Below are 17,435 nucleotides of genomic sequence, written 5' to 3' on the forward strand. Positions count from 1 at the left end.
TTTAAAAGGGAGTAGATAATAATGGCAAAAAGGGATTATTACGAGGTTTTGGGCGTAGATAAAAGTGCCAGCGAAGCTGATATAAAGAAAGCATATAGAAAACTTGCTATGAAATATCATCCTGACAGAAATCCTGGTGATAAAGAAGCAGAAGAAAAGTTTAAAGAAATAAACGAAGCTTATGAAGTTTTATCTGATGCTGATAAAAAAGCCAAATACGATCAATTCGGTCATGCTGCTTTTGACCCAAACATGGGCGGTGGAGCCGGTTTTGGCGGTGCCGGATTTGGTGGATTTGAAGATATGTTTGGTGATATCTTCGGTTCAATGTTTGGCGGCGGATTTTCTTCAGGTGCAAATAGACAAAATGCTCGTCAAAAAGGTAGAGATTTAAGAGTTAATCTTTCAATATCTTTTAATGACGCAATTTTTGGATGTAAAAAAGAAATCAAATTAAAAAGAACAGAAACTTGTGAAACCTGTGCAGGCAGGGGTGCAGTAAATGATGCTGACATTAAAACATGTGAAACTTGTCATGGAACAGGTCAAGTAAGAGTAACTCAACAAAGCTTGTTTGGAACTGTTCAAACAGTAAAAACTTGTAGTGAATGTAATGGTACAGGTAAGAAAATTATTAAACCTTGTCCTACATGTTCCGGTAGCGGTACTGTAAGAAAAGAAAGAGTTATTTCAATTAGAATTCCGGCAGGTGTTGATACAGGAAGTGTTCTTCCTTTAAGAGGCGAAGGTGAAGCCGGTAAAAACGGAGGTCCTAACGGAGATGTATATATTTACATAACTGTAAAACCTCATCAAATATTTACAAGAGACGGTAGCGATATTTATTGCAAAATACCGATAACTTTTGTTCAAGCAGCTTTAGGTGATCATATAATGGTGCCTACTGTTGATGGACAGGTTAAACTAAAAATTCCTGAAGGAACACAATCAGGTCAAGTATTTAAACTTAAAAATAAAGGTATTCAAAATGCCAACGGTTTTGGCAAAGGTAACCAATATGTTGAAATAAAAGTTGAAGTTCCTAAGAACTTAACTGAAAAACAAAAATCTAAGTTAAGAGAATTCGGGGAACTTTCAAGTGATAAAAACAATGAACAAAATAAAAGTTTCTGGGATAAGGTAAAAGATAACTTTAAATAAAAAGACTTCTTTAGAAGTCTTTTTTGTTTTATAAAATTTGACTATTATAAAAAAAGAGAAGTTCTAAACTTCTCTTTTTTTATTCTACGCTTTTTAGTGATTCTACCATGTTAATTTTTTTCAGTGTTCTGTTTAAGAAAATATTTACTATTACCGCAAATACAATCGTAAGAACTACGCCATATATATAACTTGATATTAAAATATCATTATAAAATTGTACGAAGTCAACAGCAACTGTGTTCATAAGGTATTGATGGAAGAATTTTCCTATTAAGCATCCTACTATTATACCGATTATATTAAGTATAATATTTTCTCTTACAATATATAAGTTTACTTCATTATTATAAAATCCTAAAACTTTTATGGTTGCAATTTCTCTAAATCTCTCACTTACATTAATATTATCAAGGTTAAACATTACTATAAATGCTAACATCCCTGCTGCGATAATTATTACAACAATAACAAAATCCAAACTGTCGAGCTGTTGAGAAAATCCTTCTGCCGTTCTTTGATTAAATTCAACACTTAATATATTTTTGTTTTTCAAAATTTCTTTACTTAGCTCATCATAAGTTTCTTCATCATTATTTGTAAGTCTTGATAAAATAAGATTTGCATTTACATCTTCATTTGTTAATTGTTCATAATAATCTTTACTGATGAATGCATAGTGGTAAATATAATTATTTACTACCCCTGCTACAGAAGCTTGATATTCTTTTCCGTTCATATCTTTTATTTTAATTGTGTCGCCTTTTTTTATTCCTGCTATTTCACTTAATCTGCTGGTTATTATAATGCCATTATCAGGAAGAGTTAAGATTTGTTCCGTTTCGTAGTCGGTTAAGTAAATATAGTTGTTCATTGCATCAGTATCTATCGGAACCATTAAAGAGAAATTATAACTTTTTTTATCTCCGTCTACTTCATAGGTATCTTGATAGAATAGTTTGCTTTCTTTTATTTCGCTGTTACTATTAAATTCCTGTTCAATCTCTTTTATTTCTTTTGTAGATACATCGCTGTCCAAAGATGTTTCCATGTTGTAATTTCTTACATGAGTATATTGTAAATCTATCATTGATGATACTGAATATCTAAGCCCAAATCCTGCGATTAAAAGTCCGCAGCATGCGCCGATTCCTACAACGCTCATTATAAGTCTTTTCTTATATCTCATGAGATTTCTTATTGTTATTTTCCATTTAAAGCTTAATTTGTTCCAAATAAAAGGAATTCTTTCAAGTAATGCTTTTCTTCCGCTTTTCATTACTTTTGGTCTAAGAAGACTTGCTGCAACTTCTCTTAAGTCTGCACTGCAAGCTACATAAGCACTGAGAACCGTACACATTACACCTACTACAAGAGAAATAACGATGTAGTTAGGATAAATTAAAGGGATAAGTTCAGGTGTTTTATATAAAATTCTATATGCTTCATAAATCATGTTTGGAACAAATGTAAATCCTATGATAAGTCCTATGATGCTGCCGATAAAACTTGCAAGGAATGCATAAACAATAAATTTCATGCTTACGGCAAATTTGCCAAATCCCAAAGCTTTTAATATTCCAAGTTCTGTTCTTTTTTCTTCAACCATTCTTGTCATGGTTGTTAAGCATACAAGTGCTGCAACGAGGAAGAATATTAAAGGAAATACTTTTGCGACTGATGTTATTTTTTTTGAATTTTCTGCGTAGCTAAAATAACTTTCGTTTGTGTTTCTGTCAAGTGTATACCACTTAACTTCTTCCATATCTTCAACTTCTGCTTTTGCATCATCTATTTTCTTTTGTGCATTTGCAAATTCTTCATCTGCTTTTTCTTTGTTTTTGTTGTATTCGCTGTATCCGCTGTCAATTTCTTTTTGTGCTGATGTTATTTGGTAAGATGCGTTTGCAAATTCTTTGTTTGCTGTATTTTCTTGTTTTTCTATTTCGCTGTATCCGCTTTTAATTTCTTTTTTTGCGTTTGTGATTTGAGTTTGTGCGATGCTTAATTCTTTTTCTTTTGTCTCTAATTCCGTTTTTGCATCTTTTAATTCTTGTTCTTGTTTAGAAAGAATATCTTTTAAGGCTTCTTTTTCCTCTTCTGTTAATGAAGCTACATAGTTATAAAATTCTTCTTCTTGTTTTTCTAATTCCTCTTTTGCTGTTTTTAATTCTGCTTTTGCGGAATTTATTTGTTTTTCTTTAGTTTCAAGTTCTTTTTCGCTTTTATTTAGTTCAGCTTTTGCGTTTGCAATTTCGTTTTTTAAAGTTGACTTCTGACTTTCAAGTTCATTTTTAGAATCAGAAATTTTAGAAGTGCTGTCTTTAAGTTTCTCTTCGGCACTGGATAATTCATTGTAAGCATCTTTTTTCTTTTCGTCCAGCTCTTTTTGTGAATCGTTTATTTCTTTATATGCTTTGTCTTTTTCTTCTTGTAACCTTTGAGTTTCTCTTAAAGATGTTGTTTCTTCTATTCTATCTTTGTAATCAGTAATGATTTGTTCATATTCTTCACTAAAACAATTTATATCTTTAGTTGATTTTAAATTTACGTATAAGTCAGTGTAGTAATCGCTGTCAAAAGCATCCATACTTAATATTAAGAATGTGTTTATTGTTCCGTCTCCAAGTTTTGAAGAGCCGTAATCATCATCGGTAATGTAATATGACCAGCTTGCTGTTCCTACTATTTTTAGTTCTTTTTCTTTAATTTTTACGCTTTCATAATCTTCTACTTTTAAAGTATCTCCGAGTTTTAAATTGTTTGCTTTTAAATAATTATCTGATATTACACATTCATTTGATTCTTTTGGATAACTTCCGCTTATAAGTTCATAATCCATCATTACAATATCTTCTTTGTTTGGCATACCATAAGCCTTAGCTACAATGCTTTTGTCGTTATGACCTAAAAGAAGATCTGTTGAATATGTGGCAAAAATATCTTTTGTGCCTTTATCGTTTTTTATTGCTTCTATGTCTTTATTACTAAAACCATATGTGGACATAAAACTTATATCGTACAAGTTGGTGTCTTCAAAATATTTATTTGCCGTATACTCCATTTGAGGTCCTATAACTCTTAGCCCGACAAAAAAGCACACTCCAAGAAGAGTGATTAATAAAATGGATATAAATCTGTTTTTTGTAAGTCTGATTTCTCTTAATAAGTCTTTTATTAATGTCTTCATTTAAGGCACCTTCATATGTTGTTATTTAAAATTCTACCATTCTATGTCTTCGACGTTTTTAACATTTTCGTTAATTATAATATCTTCAATTTGTCCGTTTTTTACCTTTATGATTTTATTTGCCATTTCCGTTAATGCAAGGTTGTGGGTTACCACTATTACGGGAATATTGTTCATAAAGCAAATGTCTTGAAGTAGTTTTAATATTGATTTTCCTGTTTTATAGTCAAGTGCTCCCGTTGGTTCATCACATAATAATAGTTTAGGATTTTTAGCAAGAGCTCTTGCTATTGATACTCTTTGTTGTTCTCCGCCGGATAATTGAGACGGGAAATTGTCAGCTCTTTTTTTTAGCCCTACATCTCTTAGAGCATCCACCGCGGATATGCTTGATTTTGATATTTCAGTTGCAAGTTCTATATTTTCTTTTGCCGTAAGGTTTTGAACAAGGTTATAAAACTGAAAAACAAATCCTACATCGTATCTTCTGTAAGAGGTAAGTTCTTTTTCGCTTAATTTACTTAAATCTTTGTCGTTTACGATTATGCTTCCTTTTGTGATTGTGTCCATTCCTCCAAGGAGATTAAGAAGTGTTGTTTTTCCTGCGCCACTTTGTCCCACTATAATCGTAAATTTGCCTTTTTCGATTTCAAAGCTAACATTATCCAAAGCTTTTACTTCGTTTTCTTTGCTGCCGTAAATTTTACTGACGTTTTGAATAATAATATTATCAGCCATATCTTTTCTCGCTTTCATTTATTCTACGTTTTCAATTAAACCTTTTCATTTATATTATTATACTATATTATTATGTTTTAACATAATAATATTTGAAATAACTTTGTGATGAAAAGTAGAAAATAAAATATACCTGTGCTATACTCTAATATATAAATTTTTTAGAGGTTATTATGAGACAAATAGATACTAAAATTATAAAAGAAGAAGTAAAAAAACTTATCCTTGAAGCAAATGTTTTTCTTGGAGATGATATTAAAAATGCTTTGATTGAAAGTGAAAAAGAAGAAAAGTCAGAGATTGGAAGAGGACTTTTAAGTGTTATAAACGATAATATAGATATTGCAGCGAAAGAAAACTGCCCTATATGTCAAGATACGGGTATGTGCCTTGTGTTTTTGGAGGTAGGTCAGGAAGTTTTCTTTACGGGTAATTACATTTATGATGAAATAAACGATGCTATAAGAGAAGCTTACGATGAAGGATATTTTAGAAAAAGTGTTGTAGGTTGTCCTTTAAGAAGAGAGAATACCAAAGATAATACACCTGGGATAATATATTATAACGTAGTAAAAGGTGATAAAGTTAAAATAAAAGTTATGCCAAAAGGTTTTGGCAGTGAAAACTGCGGTGATACAAAGATGTTAAAGCCAGCAGATGGATATGAAGGAGTTGTTGATTTTATATTACAAACAGTTGAAAAGGCAGGAAGCAAACCATGTCCTCCTATGATTGTTGGAGTTGGAATAGGAGGGACAATGGAAAAGGCTGCATTAATGGCAAAAGAAGCTTTACTTCTTGATATTAATCACAAAAATGAAGATGAGTTTTATAGAAATATGGAAGAAGAGCTTATTGATAAAATCAATAAACTTGGAATAGGTCCGGGAGGACTTGGCGGAAGCACTACAGCTCTTGGAGTAAATATTCTAACTTATCCTACTCATATTGCAGGACTGCCTGTAAGTGTTAATATAGGTTGCCATGTATCAAGACATAAGGAAACGGAGATTTAATATGGAAAAGAAAGTAAAATTACCACTTAGTGATGATGAAATAATGGATATAAATGCAGGGGATAAATTATATTTAACGGGATATATTTATACTGCAAGAGATGCTGCTCATAAAAAAATGGTTGAAACAATGGAGAATGGCGATAAACTTCCTTTTAATATAAAAGGAGAGTGTATATATTATGCAGGTCCATGTCCAGAAAAACCAGGTGAAGTAATAGGTTCATGCGGACCTACAACATCTGCAAGAATGGATAAATACACTCCTTTTTTACTTGAAAGAGGATTAAAGCTTATTATAGGAAAAGGGGAGAGAAACGACGAAGTAGAAAAAAGCCTTAAGGATAATAATGCTTTATATCTTGCGGCAGTTGGTGGATGTGGAGCTTTAATAAAAAAATGTATAAAAGAAGCTGAGCTTATAGCTTATCCTGAGTTGTTATCCGAAGCCGTTAGAAAATTATATGTAGAGGATTTTCCCGTTATTGTGGCAATAGATTCAAAAGGAAATAATTTATATAAAACAGAAAAAGAAAAATATAAAAGACCTTTCTAAAAAGGTCTTTTTTTATTAATCTTCTGATACTCTTACCCCTTTATTTTAAGGCGTTTTTATTATATAATTGAAAGGTAATTAAATTTTGGAGAATGGATATGTATAAGTATATTGTTTTTGATTTAGATGGAACTCTTATTGATACTGCTGAGGGGACGGTAAAAATGTTTCAAGAGGGGCTAAGATATGCAGGAATCATTGAAGATGACAAAGTAGTAAAATCTCTAATAGGACCTCCCTTTGCAAGAACTCTTGTAACAAAATATGGGCTAAGCGAAGAAAAAGCAAAAAAAGCCATAGATGTAAGTAACGAATACATGTTTGACAAAGGCGTTTATGAATGTAAACTTTTTGATGGAATGAGGGAAACTTTGGAAATGCTTAAAGCGAATAATATAAAATTATCAGTAGCGACAAGCCAGCCCGAAGATTCCGCATTGATAGAAGCAAAACATGTAGAAATACTTGATTATTTCGATCATTTTATTGCAAATAACCTTTATCAGACAAGAGGAAGCAAAAGCGATTTTGTTGGAATGTGCATTGATAAAATGGAAGTATCAGACAAAAGCAGTGCAATTATGATAGGAGATAAAAAACCGGATATAATCGGGGGGAAAGAAAACGGCATTGCTACTATGGGTGTTTTGTATGGATATGGTGATTTGTCTGAGATTAAAGAAAGTAATCCTATACATATTGTAAAAACACCGATTCAGATTAAAGATATTATTTTAAAATAGATTTATTATTTTTCTTGACAGTAATAATTACAATATATTAAAATTATATTTTAAGGGAAAGCGAAAAATAGCAATATTACAAGCTTTTTAATATAAATTTAGGAATGGAGTAAGATATGGTTTTTGAAGATTTGAATAAAAACAGTGTTAAAGACATGGAAAAAGAAATATCAAATTATTGGGAAGATATTGATATTCTTAAAAGGTCTCTTGAAACCAGAGAAGGCTGTGAAAACTTTGTATTCTTTGAAGGTCCTCCTACAGCTAACGGTAGACCTGGAATTCACCATGTTATTGCAAGAACATTAAAAGACAGCGTGTGCAAATTCAGAAACATGCAAGGTTACAGAGTTAAAAGAAAAGCAGGTTGGGATACACACGGACTTCCTGTTGAAATTGAAGTTGAAAAAACTTTAAATATGAACGGAAAAGGTGATATCGAAAAATACGGTATTGCAGAATTTAATAAAAAATGTAAAGAAAGTGTATTTACTTATGAAGCTCTTTGGAGAGAAATGACAAAGAGAATGGGGTATTTTGTAGACCTTGATAACCCATATATTACACTTGATAATAACTACATTGAAACAGTTTGGTGGATTTTAAAAGAATTCTTTGATGCAGGACTAATTTATGAAGGTCATAAAATCGTTCCTTACTGCCCAAGATGTGGTACGGGTCTTGCTTCTCACGAAGTAGCTCAAGGATATAAAAACATTAAAACAAATTCTGTTTATGTTGCATTTAAAATAAAAGATAAAGATGAATATTTCTTAGTTTGGACAACAACTCCTTGGACACTTCCTTCAAACGTTGCCCTTTGTGTTGGTGCTGATATTGATTATGTAAAAGTAAAATCAAAAGGAGTAACTTTCATTCTTGCAAAAGCACTTGCAAATACTGTTCTTGGTGACGAGTATGAAGTAATCGAAGAAATGAAAGGTAAAGACCTTGAATATATCGAATATGAACAACTTCTTGATTTCGTAAAAGTTCCAAACGGCAAGAAAGCGCATTATGTAATCCTTGGAGATTTCGTTTCTACTGAAGATGGTACAGGAATCGTTCATATTGCTCCTGCTTTTGGGGAAGACGACTACAACGTATCAAGAAAATACAATTTACCTGTATTAAATCCTGTTGGTGAAGACGGTAAATTCCTTGAAACTCCATGGAAGGGTACTTTTGTTATAGATGCAGATTTAGATATTATTAAATATCTAAAAGAGCATGATATGTTATTTAAGAAACAAAAAATTGAACATAACTATCCACATTGCTGGAGATGTAAAACTCCATTGTTATACTACGGAAAACCAAGTTGGTATATTGAAATGACAAAACTTAGAGATGACCTTGTTGCAGCAAATAATACTGTAAAATGGTATCCTGAATTTGTTGGTGAAAAGAGATTTGGTAACTGGATTGAAAATGTAAAAGACTGGGCAATTTCAAGAAGTAGATACTGGGGTACTCCTCTTAATATTTGGAGATGTGAATGTGGAAATATTCACAGTGTAGGTTCAAGAAAACAACTTGTAGAAGAAGCAATTGAAGATATAGATGAAAGTATCGAACTTCATAGACCATATGTTGACGATGTTCATATTAAATGTGATAAATGCGGTAAGACAATGACTAGAGTAACAGACGTTATTGACTGTTGGTTTGACTCAGGTTCAATGCCTTTTGCTCAACAACATTATCCATTTGAAAATAAAGAAGAGTTTGAAGAACAATTCCCTGCAAACTTCATTTGTGAAGGTATTGACCAAACAAGAGGATGGTTCTATTCACTTCTTGCAATATCAACATTCCTAATGAAAAAAGCTCCTTATAAGAGTGTTCTTGTAAATGACTTAATTCTTGATGCTAACGGTCAAAAAATGAGTAAATCAAAAGGAAACACAGTTGACCCATTTGATTTATTTGACAGATACGGCGCCGATGCACTTAGATGGTATTTACTATATGTATCACCTGCATGGACTCCAACTAAATTTGATGAAGAAGGATTAAAAGAAGTAATTTCTAAATTCTTCAATACATTAAAAAATGTTTATACATTCTTTGTAATGTATGCAAATACAGATAATGTAGACCCAAGAGAATTCTTTGTTGAATATAAAGACAGAGATGAAATAGATTTATGGATATTATCTAAATACAATAACCTTGTTAAAGCCGTAACTGCTGATATGGAAATTAATGAACATACAAAAGCAGTTAAGAAAATACAAGATTTTGTAAATGAAGATTTATCTAACTGGTATATCAGAAGATGTAGAAGAAGATTCTGGGCAAGCGAACTTGATAATGACAAAAAAGCCGTATACAATACAACTTACGAAGTATTAACAGGCTTAAGCAAACTTATTGCTCCATTTGCTCCATTTATTTCTGAAGAAATTTACAGAAAATTAACAGGTAAAGAATCAGTTCATATTGAAAGATATCCTGTCGCAAATGAAGATTTAATCGACGAAAAGAATGAATTTAAAATGGATTTAGTCAGAACTCTTGTTTCTCTTGGAAGAAGTGCCAGAGAAGAAGCAAATATCAAAGTTAGACAACCTGTAAAAGATATTCTTGTTTATGGTGCTGATAAAGAAGTTATAGCAGGGCTTGTTGATTTAATCAAAGAAGAGCTTAACGTGAAAGAAGTTACATTCCCTGAAAACCTTGAAGAATACATGAACTTTATTTTAAAACTTGACTTTAAAGTTGCTGGTAAGATTTTAGGTAAAGATGTTAAGAGAGCTGTTGCTGCATTAAATAGCTGTGATGCAAAAGCAGTAATTGACGAACTTGATAAAAATGGTGAAGTAACACTTGATACACCTGAAGGTCCATTAATGCTTAAGAAAGAATGGGTTGAAATAAGAACAGAAGCAAAAGAAGGCTTCAATGTTCAAAAACAAGATAATTTATTCGTAATCTTAGATACAAATCTTGATGAAGATTTAATCAAAGAAGGTTATGTAAGAGAAGTTATTTCAAAAGTCCAACAAATGAGAAAAAATAATGATTATGAAGTAACAGACAGAATTAATATAACAATTGATTGTAGCGATGTAATCAAAAATTCTATTGAAGAATTCAAAGCTTATCTTACAAAAGAAACTCTTTGCGATGAAATTATCTATGCAGAAAATGACGGTGCTAATGTTAAATTAAACGATCAAGAAGCAGTAATAAAACTTGAAAGAAAATAGATAAAAAATTAAGGATTTGCTATTTAAATTAATACTAATATTAAACAGACATATTAAATATATGTCTGTTTTTTTATGATAATGTATAAATGAAAATTTAATTTATTAAAAATGTTATTTTATGTTATTATAAAATTATATTTTTTTAGGGGAAATTAAATTGAGTACATTGCAAAATATATTTAATAATCGAGAAATTGCAATTGGCATTTGGATGGTAATTGCTATTATAATATATATATTTATAAAACCTGTAAAACAGTTTTTGAGACCTATTATTTCAATACTATTTTGCCGTAAATTTGTTGTTTTTTATATTGTATTTTTACTTCATTTATGCTTGGTGACGTATTATTTGTACTCTGCAGGATTTTGGTCTATAACATTATTAAAAGATACTATTTTCTGGGTTTTGTTCATCGAGCTCCCATTGTTCGTTAAGACTATTAAAGAGGCTAAATATAATCATTTCTTTACAAAGCTTATAAAAGATAATTTAGCCGTTGCAGTAATTCTTGAATTTTTTTTGAATTTTTGGACTTTTAGTTTACTTATAGAAATAATTATTTTACCTATAACGTTATTTATTTGTTTATTATATGATGTGTTTTTTACAAGAGAACAGAAGTATTTACAAGAAAAACATTATTTTGAATATATATTTGTTTTTTTAGGTGTTATTGTTATTATTAATTCTGGTATAAATTTGTATGAAAATCCTTTTGAATTTTTTAATTTAAGTACGTTGCAAGAATTTTTACTGCCATTATTACTACTCTTATTTAATCTTCCAGTGATCTATGGGTTGGCATTATATAATACCTACGAACAAGTCTTTATAAGAGTTAAAGGAAACAAAACGGAGAACATAAAAATGAAGTGGCGCATTATAAAATTTTCTGGTATTTACTTGTCCAAAATTACAGCTATACGCAATAATTTACAATATACTACTATCATTAGTTTAACTGATAATGATATGAAAAAAAATTTAAAAAAACTTAAAAATAAAATGTCAATGCAGATAGGAGAAAATTATATGAAAAGAGCAAATTATTATATTCTGTGGTGTATTATTGGTTTTCTAATTTCAATATTGGGAATTGTTATTTGTAATTCCCAAGTTTCTTTAAAAGATTTTGTTACATTTAATTTCATACTTGATATTTCACGTATTAAAGAAATAATTACATACATTTGCTCTTCTGGCGTTGTCTTTTCTTTCTGCCTTTTCATTTATTCTTTAGGTTTTAGAAAAAAGAAAAATGAGGAAATATCTCAGGTGAAAAAATATGCCTTACATGGATTTCTTTACTTGATAAAAAAACAATATGATATGCTTCAAGAATTTCCTCCAATTGATGACCCTAATGAGTTGTTTGTAAAATATGTTTTAAATATATATGATTTAAAAAAAGAGTGTGATAAAGATGTTGTTTCTTTTGAAAACTTGTTATATCCATGGGAATTAGATTTAATAAAACAATTGCAATCTTCCGTATCACAACTCATTTTATATATTGGAATAGATGAAACTGCAATTAAGCAATATTCTGTAGATCAATTTAGTATTTATTATTCAGATAAAAAAACGCCTTCTAAGCAGGATGAAAAAATAAATTTATTTATATATAATATTAAAAGTGAAATAGAAAAATATTCTAAACAAATACAATTGTGTTTTGAAGAGTTTAAATATTATTTTTAATAATATCAAAATAATTACTTTATAAAAATAATGTATAAATAATATTAGTTACATTATATTCGATATATAGAATAAACGGTAGTTATAATAACTACCGTTTATTCTAATAAATCTTTGTAATCAACATTTAAAGCTTTTGCAATTATTTTTAATTCTATATCAGTGACAAATCTTTTACCACTTTCTATTCTTTGTATTGCGTTTTTATCTATATCAAGACCATGGAGCTGTAAAATATCTGCAAATTTTCGTTGTGATATTTTCCCTTCCATGTTTTCTCTATAAAATTTTATTTTAGTTCCACTTATATTGTTTTTACCATCTTTAGCTTTATTTTTATACATTTTACACCTGAAAAAAATAGATTTAACATTTAGTGATTGTCAGTATGAAAATTATATGTTATTATGATAAAAGAAATGACATTCACTAAATGTCAAAATAGATAAATTAATATAAAAGAGTGGAGAAATGAGCGAAAGTATTTTAAATGAAATTCTATATTTTTATCTTGAAAATAATAAATGTGATGATAATCAAAAAATGCTAAATGAAATTATTGATTTGTTTGAAAAACTAAATAAGAACATTGATAAAACATACAGTGAAAGTTTTGAAGAGATCTTTGAAAAGATGCTTAGATATAATCAAAAAGAAAATGAATATTGTTTTAAAATGGGATTTAATATTTGTATGAGAATAGTTATAGAGATGTTTAGTTTTACATAATACATATTTTGACAAATTTCGCACTTTAATAAATGTATCTTTTATCTTGTAAAAAAATATTAAGGGGATAAGATAATGGATAAAAAGTGTGCCATAACGGGAATAAGGGATGTGAAAAATTTTGATGAAGAGAAAAAGACAATATTGTTTGAAAAGATAAAAAATATAATAGGATTACTACACGTGAAATATGAAATAAATACATTTTATTGTGGAATGGCTCTTGGCGCGGATTTGTTATGTGCCGGAGCTATTTTAGATTATAATGACAGATTTAATACAAATATTAAAATTATTCCCGTTATTCCTTGTAAAAATCAAACTAAATTATGGAAACAAGAAGATATTAAAAACTATAATTACATATTAAATAACTCTTTAGATGCAATAATTCTAAATGAAAAATATACAAGAACTTGTATGCTTGAAAGAAACAGGTATATGGTGGATAACAGTGAGTTTTTATTTGCTGTTTATGACGGAAGAGACAGCGGGGGGACAAGATATACTCTTGATTATGCAATAAAAAAAGAAAAGAAGATAATTTTTATAGACACAAAAACTTTTAAGCTATTTAAAAATTTTTATTAGGCTTAAGGTTTTATATGGAAAATATTTTACCAAAGTGATACTATATATAAAAATATAGAAATGAATAAATACAACTTAATTTGTTTTCTACGAGGTAAAATATGAAATACGATTTTGATAAAATAATTGACAGAAGAAATACTAACTGTGAAAAATATGATAGTTTAAAAAGGGCATACCCTCTTTCAGATGAAAATACCATACCTTTATGGGTTGCTGATATGGATTTCCCTTGCAGCGATGCAATAATCGAAAGCATAAAAGAAAGACTTTTAAATCCTGTTCTTGGATATACTTTCGTGTATGCTGATGATGAATATAAAAGTGCTGTTTGCGATTGGATGAGGGATAAACACGATTTTATAATTGATAAGAAAGATATATATTATTCCGGCGGGATTGTTCCTGCTATGTGTGTATTAATAACTTCTCTTACAAATGAAGGGGACAATATTATTGTAAACCAACCTGTTTATACTCCTTTTATGAATATAGTAAAGGATAATAACAGAAATCTTGTTAATTCTCCTCTTGTTAAAGATGAAAATGGAGATTATACTCTTGATTTTGAAGACTTTGAAAAAAAGATAAAAGACAATAACGTAAAAATGTTCCTGTTCTGTTCACCTCATAATCCAATAGGGAAAGTTTGGAGAAAAGATGAGCTTTTAAAAATAGGTGAAATATGTAAAAAATATAATGTGATAGTTTTTAGTGATGAGATACACTGCGATATTGTAAGAAAAGGAATAAAACATATTCCTATTGCATCTTTGTTTGAAAATGACGATATATTTATAACAGGAACTGCACCGAGTAAGACATTTAATATTCCGGGTATGAAGGTAAGTAATATAATTATCAAAAATGAAGAATATAAAAATAAGTGGAAATTATATACACAAAAAAGATTACATACTGCAGACCCTAACGTTTTTGTTCCGGGGCTTGTTAAGGCAGCATATAAAGAAAGTGATGATTGGTATAATTATATGCTTGAATATGTGGAAGAAAATTTTAAATACATAAAAAGATTCGTTAATGAAAATTTAGAAAATGTAGGTTTTGAAATCCCTCAGGCGACATTTCTTGGATGGTTTGATATGAATAAGTACGATATAGATTATAAGGAATTATCTGATTTATTTGTTACAAAAGGCGGTTTTGCTATTCAGCATGGTAAACAGTTTGGAGAAGAGGGGGTTGGCTATTTTAGAATAAACGTTGCAACAAGCAGGAAAAATATCGAAAAAGCAATGAATGGAATGAAAGAAGTATTAAAAGATATACCTGTTAAATAAAAAAAGAACATCATAAGATGTTCTTTTTATTTTTAGTAGTTTTTAGCTTTAATAAAGAAATGAGCTCTTGGATGGTCACATACAGGACAAACTTCAGGAGCTTCTTTTGCAACTACTAAGTGTCCGCAGTTTCCGCATTCCCAAACAACTTCTTCTTCTCTTTTAAATACTCTTCCTTTTTGGATGTTTTCGCATAAAGCTCTGTATCTTTCTTCATGAGCTTTTTCAATTTTTGCAACACCTTCAAAAGTTTCAGCTATATCATCAAAGCCTTCTTCTCTTGCTTCTTTTGCGAATGTAGCATACATGTCTGTCCATTCATAATTTTCGCCTGCTGCTGCGTCAAGAAGATTTTCTTCTGTTGTTCCGATTCCATGAATTAATTTAAACCAAAGTTTAGCGTGTTCTTTTTCATTGTTTGCTGTATCTTCGAACAATGCGGCAATTTGATTGTAACCGTCTTTTTTTGCTTTGCTTGCGTAGTAAGTATATTTATTTCTTGCTTCGCTTTCTCCTGCAAATGCTGTCTTTAAGTTTTCAAGTGTTTTTGTACCGTCTAATTTGTTAGCCATATATTTTATCCTCCTATATTCTTTTGTTAAAGCTATTATATCATAAAAAAAATTTTAAGTGTAATAAATAAAGAAAAGTTAAGTTATATTTAATATATTTATTATTGCTAAAAATTTTTATAATTATTTGTAAATTAAAGAATTTTAATAATCAAAAAAACGAATATTTTTTATTGACATATCTTGTATATTTTTTTATAATAATTTGTGTTGACTATAAACGTGATAACCCACGGTAGAGGGGAGGGTTGAGAGATGTCAGAAGTAAGATTAAGAGAAGGCGAATCACTAGAAAGCGCTTTAAAAAGATTTAAGAAAAAGACTGCTATGGCTGGTGTTATGTCTGAAATCAGAAAAAGAGAACACTATGAAAAACCTAGTGTAAGAAGAAAGAAAAAAGCTGAAGCAGCAAGAAAGAAAAAAAATAAAAGATAATTAGGAAGTGTTTTATATGTCACTTAAAGAAACTTTACTTGGCGATTTAAAAAAAGCCATGAAAGAAAAAGACAATATAACAAAATCTACTGTTACTATGGTTAGAGCTGCAATCTTACAAGTTGAAAAAGACAATAAAGTTGAACTTGGCGATGAAGAAATTGTAGATGTAGTTGCTAAACAAGTAAAGCAAAGAAAAGATTCTCTTGCTGAATTTGAAAAAGCGGGAAGAGAAGATCTTATAGCTGAAGCAAAAGCAGAACTTGAAGTTCTAATGAGATATTTACCAAAGCAGCTGACAAAAGATGAGGTTAAAGAAATAGTAAAAGAAGCTATTGAAAAAACCGGAGCTGAAACGGTAAAAGATATGGGCAAAATCATGGGCGAAGTTATGCCTAAAGTAAAAGGTAAGGCTGACGGGAAAATCGTTAATGAAGTTGCCAGAGAATTATTAGGCTAATTTAAGGAGTGTGTTACACTCCTTATTTTTTTACTGTGAGGTATATATGAGCAAGGAAAATATAATCGTATCGGCATGTTTGTTTGGAGAGAACTGTAAATACAGTGGCGGTAATAATGAAATAGAAAAAGAAATTATAGAGAAAATAGAAAATAAATATAATGTTATATTATGTTGTCCGGAATGTCTTGGAGGACTATCTACTCCAAGAGAGCCAAGCGAGATAAGAAAAGGAAAAGTATTTTCAAAAAGCGGAAAAGACGTTACTGAGGAATATAAAAAAGGAGCAATGATTTGCCTTAATATTGTAAAAGAAAACAATGTAAAATTAGCATTAATGAAAGCCAATTCTCCGTCTTGCGGAAATAAAAAAATATACGACGGAAGTTTTTCATCTGTTTTGATTAATGGTAAGGGAATAACTGCAAAGCTTTTTGAAGAAAATGGAATTGAAGTAATAAGTGAGAAAGAACTTGAAAAGTTATTCTAAATTTGTATGAAAATGTTTTTAATGATACTGAGTATTATTAAGAGTAAAAAAAGCATATAAATAATAAAAAAAGTTAATAAAATGAACAAAAAACTATTTACTTTATAAACTTAACAGTTTATAATACAAAAATACTTTGAATATCAAAGAACTCAGGAGGAATATAATTATGTTAGAAGATATTAAAAAGGTATTAGTAGATGCATTAGATATTGATGAAAGTTTAATTACACCGGAAGCAAGATTAAAAGAAGATTTAGATATTGATTCTTTAGCTGCTGTTGAATTATCACTTGAACTTGAAACAGAATTCGATGTTCAAATCGAAGATGAAGAATTAGAAAAACTTGTTACTGTACAAGATATTATTGACATTATTAAAGAAAAACAATAATATCACTTTTTTATTCAGTATAATATTTGGGCTTACGGGCCCTTTTATATTACATTTATTCATTATATTTTATTTTTTATTTATTCGGTTTTATAGGATATTATAGTTTGAATATCAAAGTATTATTTATTGATTT

17 protein-coding genes are annotated in these 17,435 nt (G+C 29.6%); 13 read left to right on the plus strand and 4 right to left on the minus strand.

Annotation, left to right across the window (positions count from 1 at the left end; genetic code table 11):
- Window positions 1-21 precede the first annotated feature (21 nt).
- Window positions 22-1,161 (plus strand): molecular chaperone DnaJ, encoded by a 1,140-nt coding sequence (gene dnaJ, locus M6G78_RS05850; RefSeq protein ID WP_138268104.1) that lies wholly within the window; start codon window positions 22-24, stop codon window positions 1,159-1,161.
- Between the two features lie 79 nt (window positions 1,162-1,240).
- Here the strand turns inward: dnaJ and M6G78_RS05855 are convergent, their stop codons facing one another.
- Together M6G78_RS05855 and M6G78_RS05860 are read right to left on the minus strand one after the other, a co-directional pair.
- Window positions 1,241-4,351: an FtsX-like permease family protein gene (locus M6G78_RS05855; RefSeq protein WP_253229859.1), complete on the minus strand. Its 3,111-nt coding sequence runs from the start codon at window positions 4,349-4,351 to the stop codon at window positions 1,241-1,243.
- 33 nt (window positions 4,352-4,384) lie between these two features.
- On the minus strand, window positions 4,385-5,089 hold the full coding sequence (locus M6G78_RS05860; protein ID WP_253229905.1) for an ABC transporter ATP-binding protein: 705 nt from the start codon (window positions 5,087-5,089) through the stop codon (window positions 4,385-4,387).
- A 173-nt stretch (window positions 5,090-5,262) separates the two neighbouring features.
- On the opposite strand from M6G78_RS05860, the gene M6G78_RS05865 reads away from it, so the two are divergent.
- The 5 genes from M6G78_RS05865 (at window position 5,263) to M6G78_RS05885 (ending at window position 12,327) form a co-directional block, all read left to right on the plus strand.
- Window positions 5,263-6,105, plus strand: a complete 843-nt coding sequence (locus tag M6G78_RS05865; protein WP_138268108.1) for a fumarate hydratase — start codon at window positions 5,263-5,265, stop codon at window positions 6,103-6,105.
- A gap of 1 nt (window position 6,106) precedes the next feature.
- A complete protein-coding gene (locus M6G78_RS05870) occupies window positions 6,107-6,661 on the plus strand; it encodes a Fe-S-containing hydro-lyase (RefSeq protein WP_138268109.1) in 555 nt (184 codons plus the stop codon).
- Between the two features lie 98 nt (window positions 6,662-6,759).
- Window positions 6,760-7,404, plus strand: a complete 645-nt coding sequence (locus tag M6G78_RS05875) for an HAD hydrolase-like protein (RefSeq protein WP_171020550.1) — start codon at window positions 6,760-6,762, stop codon at window positions 7,402-7,404.
- 116 nt (window positions 7,405-7,520) lie between these two features.
- Window positions 7,521-10,619 carry an isoleucine--tRNA ligase gene (gene ileS, locus M6G78_RS05880; protein ID WP_253229860.1) on the plus strand — a complete coding sequence of 1,033 codons (3,099 nt, stop codon included), beginning with the start codon at window positions 7,521-7,523 and terminating at the stop codon, window positions 10,617-10,619.
- Between the two features lie 160 nt (window positions 10,620-10,779).
- Window positions 10,780-12,327 carry a hypothetical protein gene (locus tag M6G78_RS05885; protein WP_253229861.1) on the plus strand — a complete coding sequence of 516 codons (1,548 nt, stop codon included), beginning with the start codon at window positions 10,780-10,782 and terminating at the stop codon, window positions 12,325-12,327.
- A 98-nt stretch (window positions 12,328-12,425) separates the two neighbouring features.
- Here M6G78_RS05885 and M6G78_RS05890 read toward each other — a convergent pair whose 3' ends face one another.
- Window positions 12,426-12,671 carry a helix-turn-helix domain-containing protein gene (locus tag M6G78_RS05890; RefSeq protein WP_253229862.1) on the minus strand — a complete coding sequence of 82 codons (246 nt, stop codon included), beginning with the start codon at window positions 12,669-12,671 and terminating at the stop codon, window positions 12,426-12,428.
- 127 nt (window positions 12,672-12,798) lie between these two features.
- Between M6G78_RS05890 and M6G78_RS05895 the strand changes: the two genes are divergently transcribed.
- From M6G78_RS05895 to M6G78_RS05905, 3 genes are all read left to right on the plus strand, one after another.
- Window positions 12,799-13,056, plus strand: a complete 258-nt coding sequence (locus tag M6G78_RS05895; protein ID WP_253229863.1) for a DUF6809 family protein — start codon at window positions 12,799-12,801, stop codon at window positions 13,054-13,056.
- A gap of 75 nt (window positions 13,057-13,131) precedes the next feature.
- Complete coding sequence (locus M6G78_RS05900) at window positions 13,132-13,647, plus strand: SLOG family protein (protein WP_253229864.1); 516 nt, start codon at window positions 13,132-13,134, stop codon at window positions 13,645-13,647.
- A 101-nt stretch (window positions 13,648-13,748) separates the two neighbouring features.
- Window positions 13,749-14,948, plus strand: a complete 1,200-nt coding sequence (locus tag M6G78_RS05905) for a MalY/PatB family protein (protein ID WP_253229865.1) — start codon at window positions 13,749-13,751, stop codon at window positions 14,946-14,948.
- A gap of 32 nt (window positions 14,949-14,980) precedes the next feature.
- On the opposite strand, the gene rbr is transcribed toward M6G78_RS05905, so the two are convergent.
- Complete coding sequence (gene rbr, locus M6G78_RS05910; protein WP_138268116.1) at window positions 14,981-15,520, minus strand: rubrerythrin; 540 nt, start codon at window positions 15,518-15,520, stop codon at window positions 14,981-14,983.
- Window positions 15,521-15,775: 255 nt separating this feature from the next.
- On the opposite strand from rbr, the gene rpsU reads away from it, so the two are divergent.
- The 4 genes from rpsU (at window position 15,776) to M6G78_RS05930 (ending at window position 17,299) form a co-directional block, all read left to right on the plus strand.
- On the plus strand, window positions 15,776-15,955 hold the full coding sequence (gene rpsU, locus M6G78_RS05915) for a 30S ribosomal protein S21 (RefSeq protein ID WP_138268117.1): 180 nt from the start codon (window positions 15,776-15,778) through the stop codon (window positions 15,953-15,955).
- Between the two features lie 16 nt (window positions 15,956-15,971).
- On the plus strand, window positions 15,972-16,415 hold the full coding sequence (locus M6G78_RS05920) for a GatB/YqeY domain-containing protein (protein WP_138268118.1): 444 nt from the start codon (window positions 15,972-15,974) through the stop codon (window positions 16,413-16,415).
- A gap of 46 nt (window positions 16,416-16,461) precedes the next feature.
- Window positions 16,462-16,905 carry a DUF523 domain-containing protein gene (locus tag M6G78_RS05925; RefSeq protein WP_253229866.1) on the plus strand — a complete coding sequence of 148 codons (444 nt, stop codon included), beginning with the start codon at window positions 16,462-16,464 and terminating at the stop codon, window positions 16,903-16,905.
- A gap of 169 nt (window positions 16,906-17,074) precedes the next feature.
- Window positions 17,075-17,299 (plus strand): acyl carrier protein, encoded by a 225-nt coding sequence (locus M6G78_RS05930; protein WP_138268120.1) that lies wholly within the window; start codon window positions 17,075-17,077, stop codon window positions 17,297-17,299.
- Window positions 17,300-17,435 lie beyond the last annotated feature (136 nt).

It is taken from the genome of Anaerofustis sp. NSJ-163 (assembly GCF_024135845.1).
In the GTDB taxonomy this organism is placed as follows: domain Bacteria; phylum Bacillota; class Clostridia; order Eubacteriales; family Anaerofustaceae; genus Anaerofustis; species Anaerofustis butyriciformans.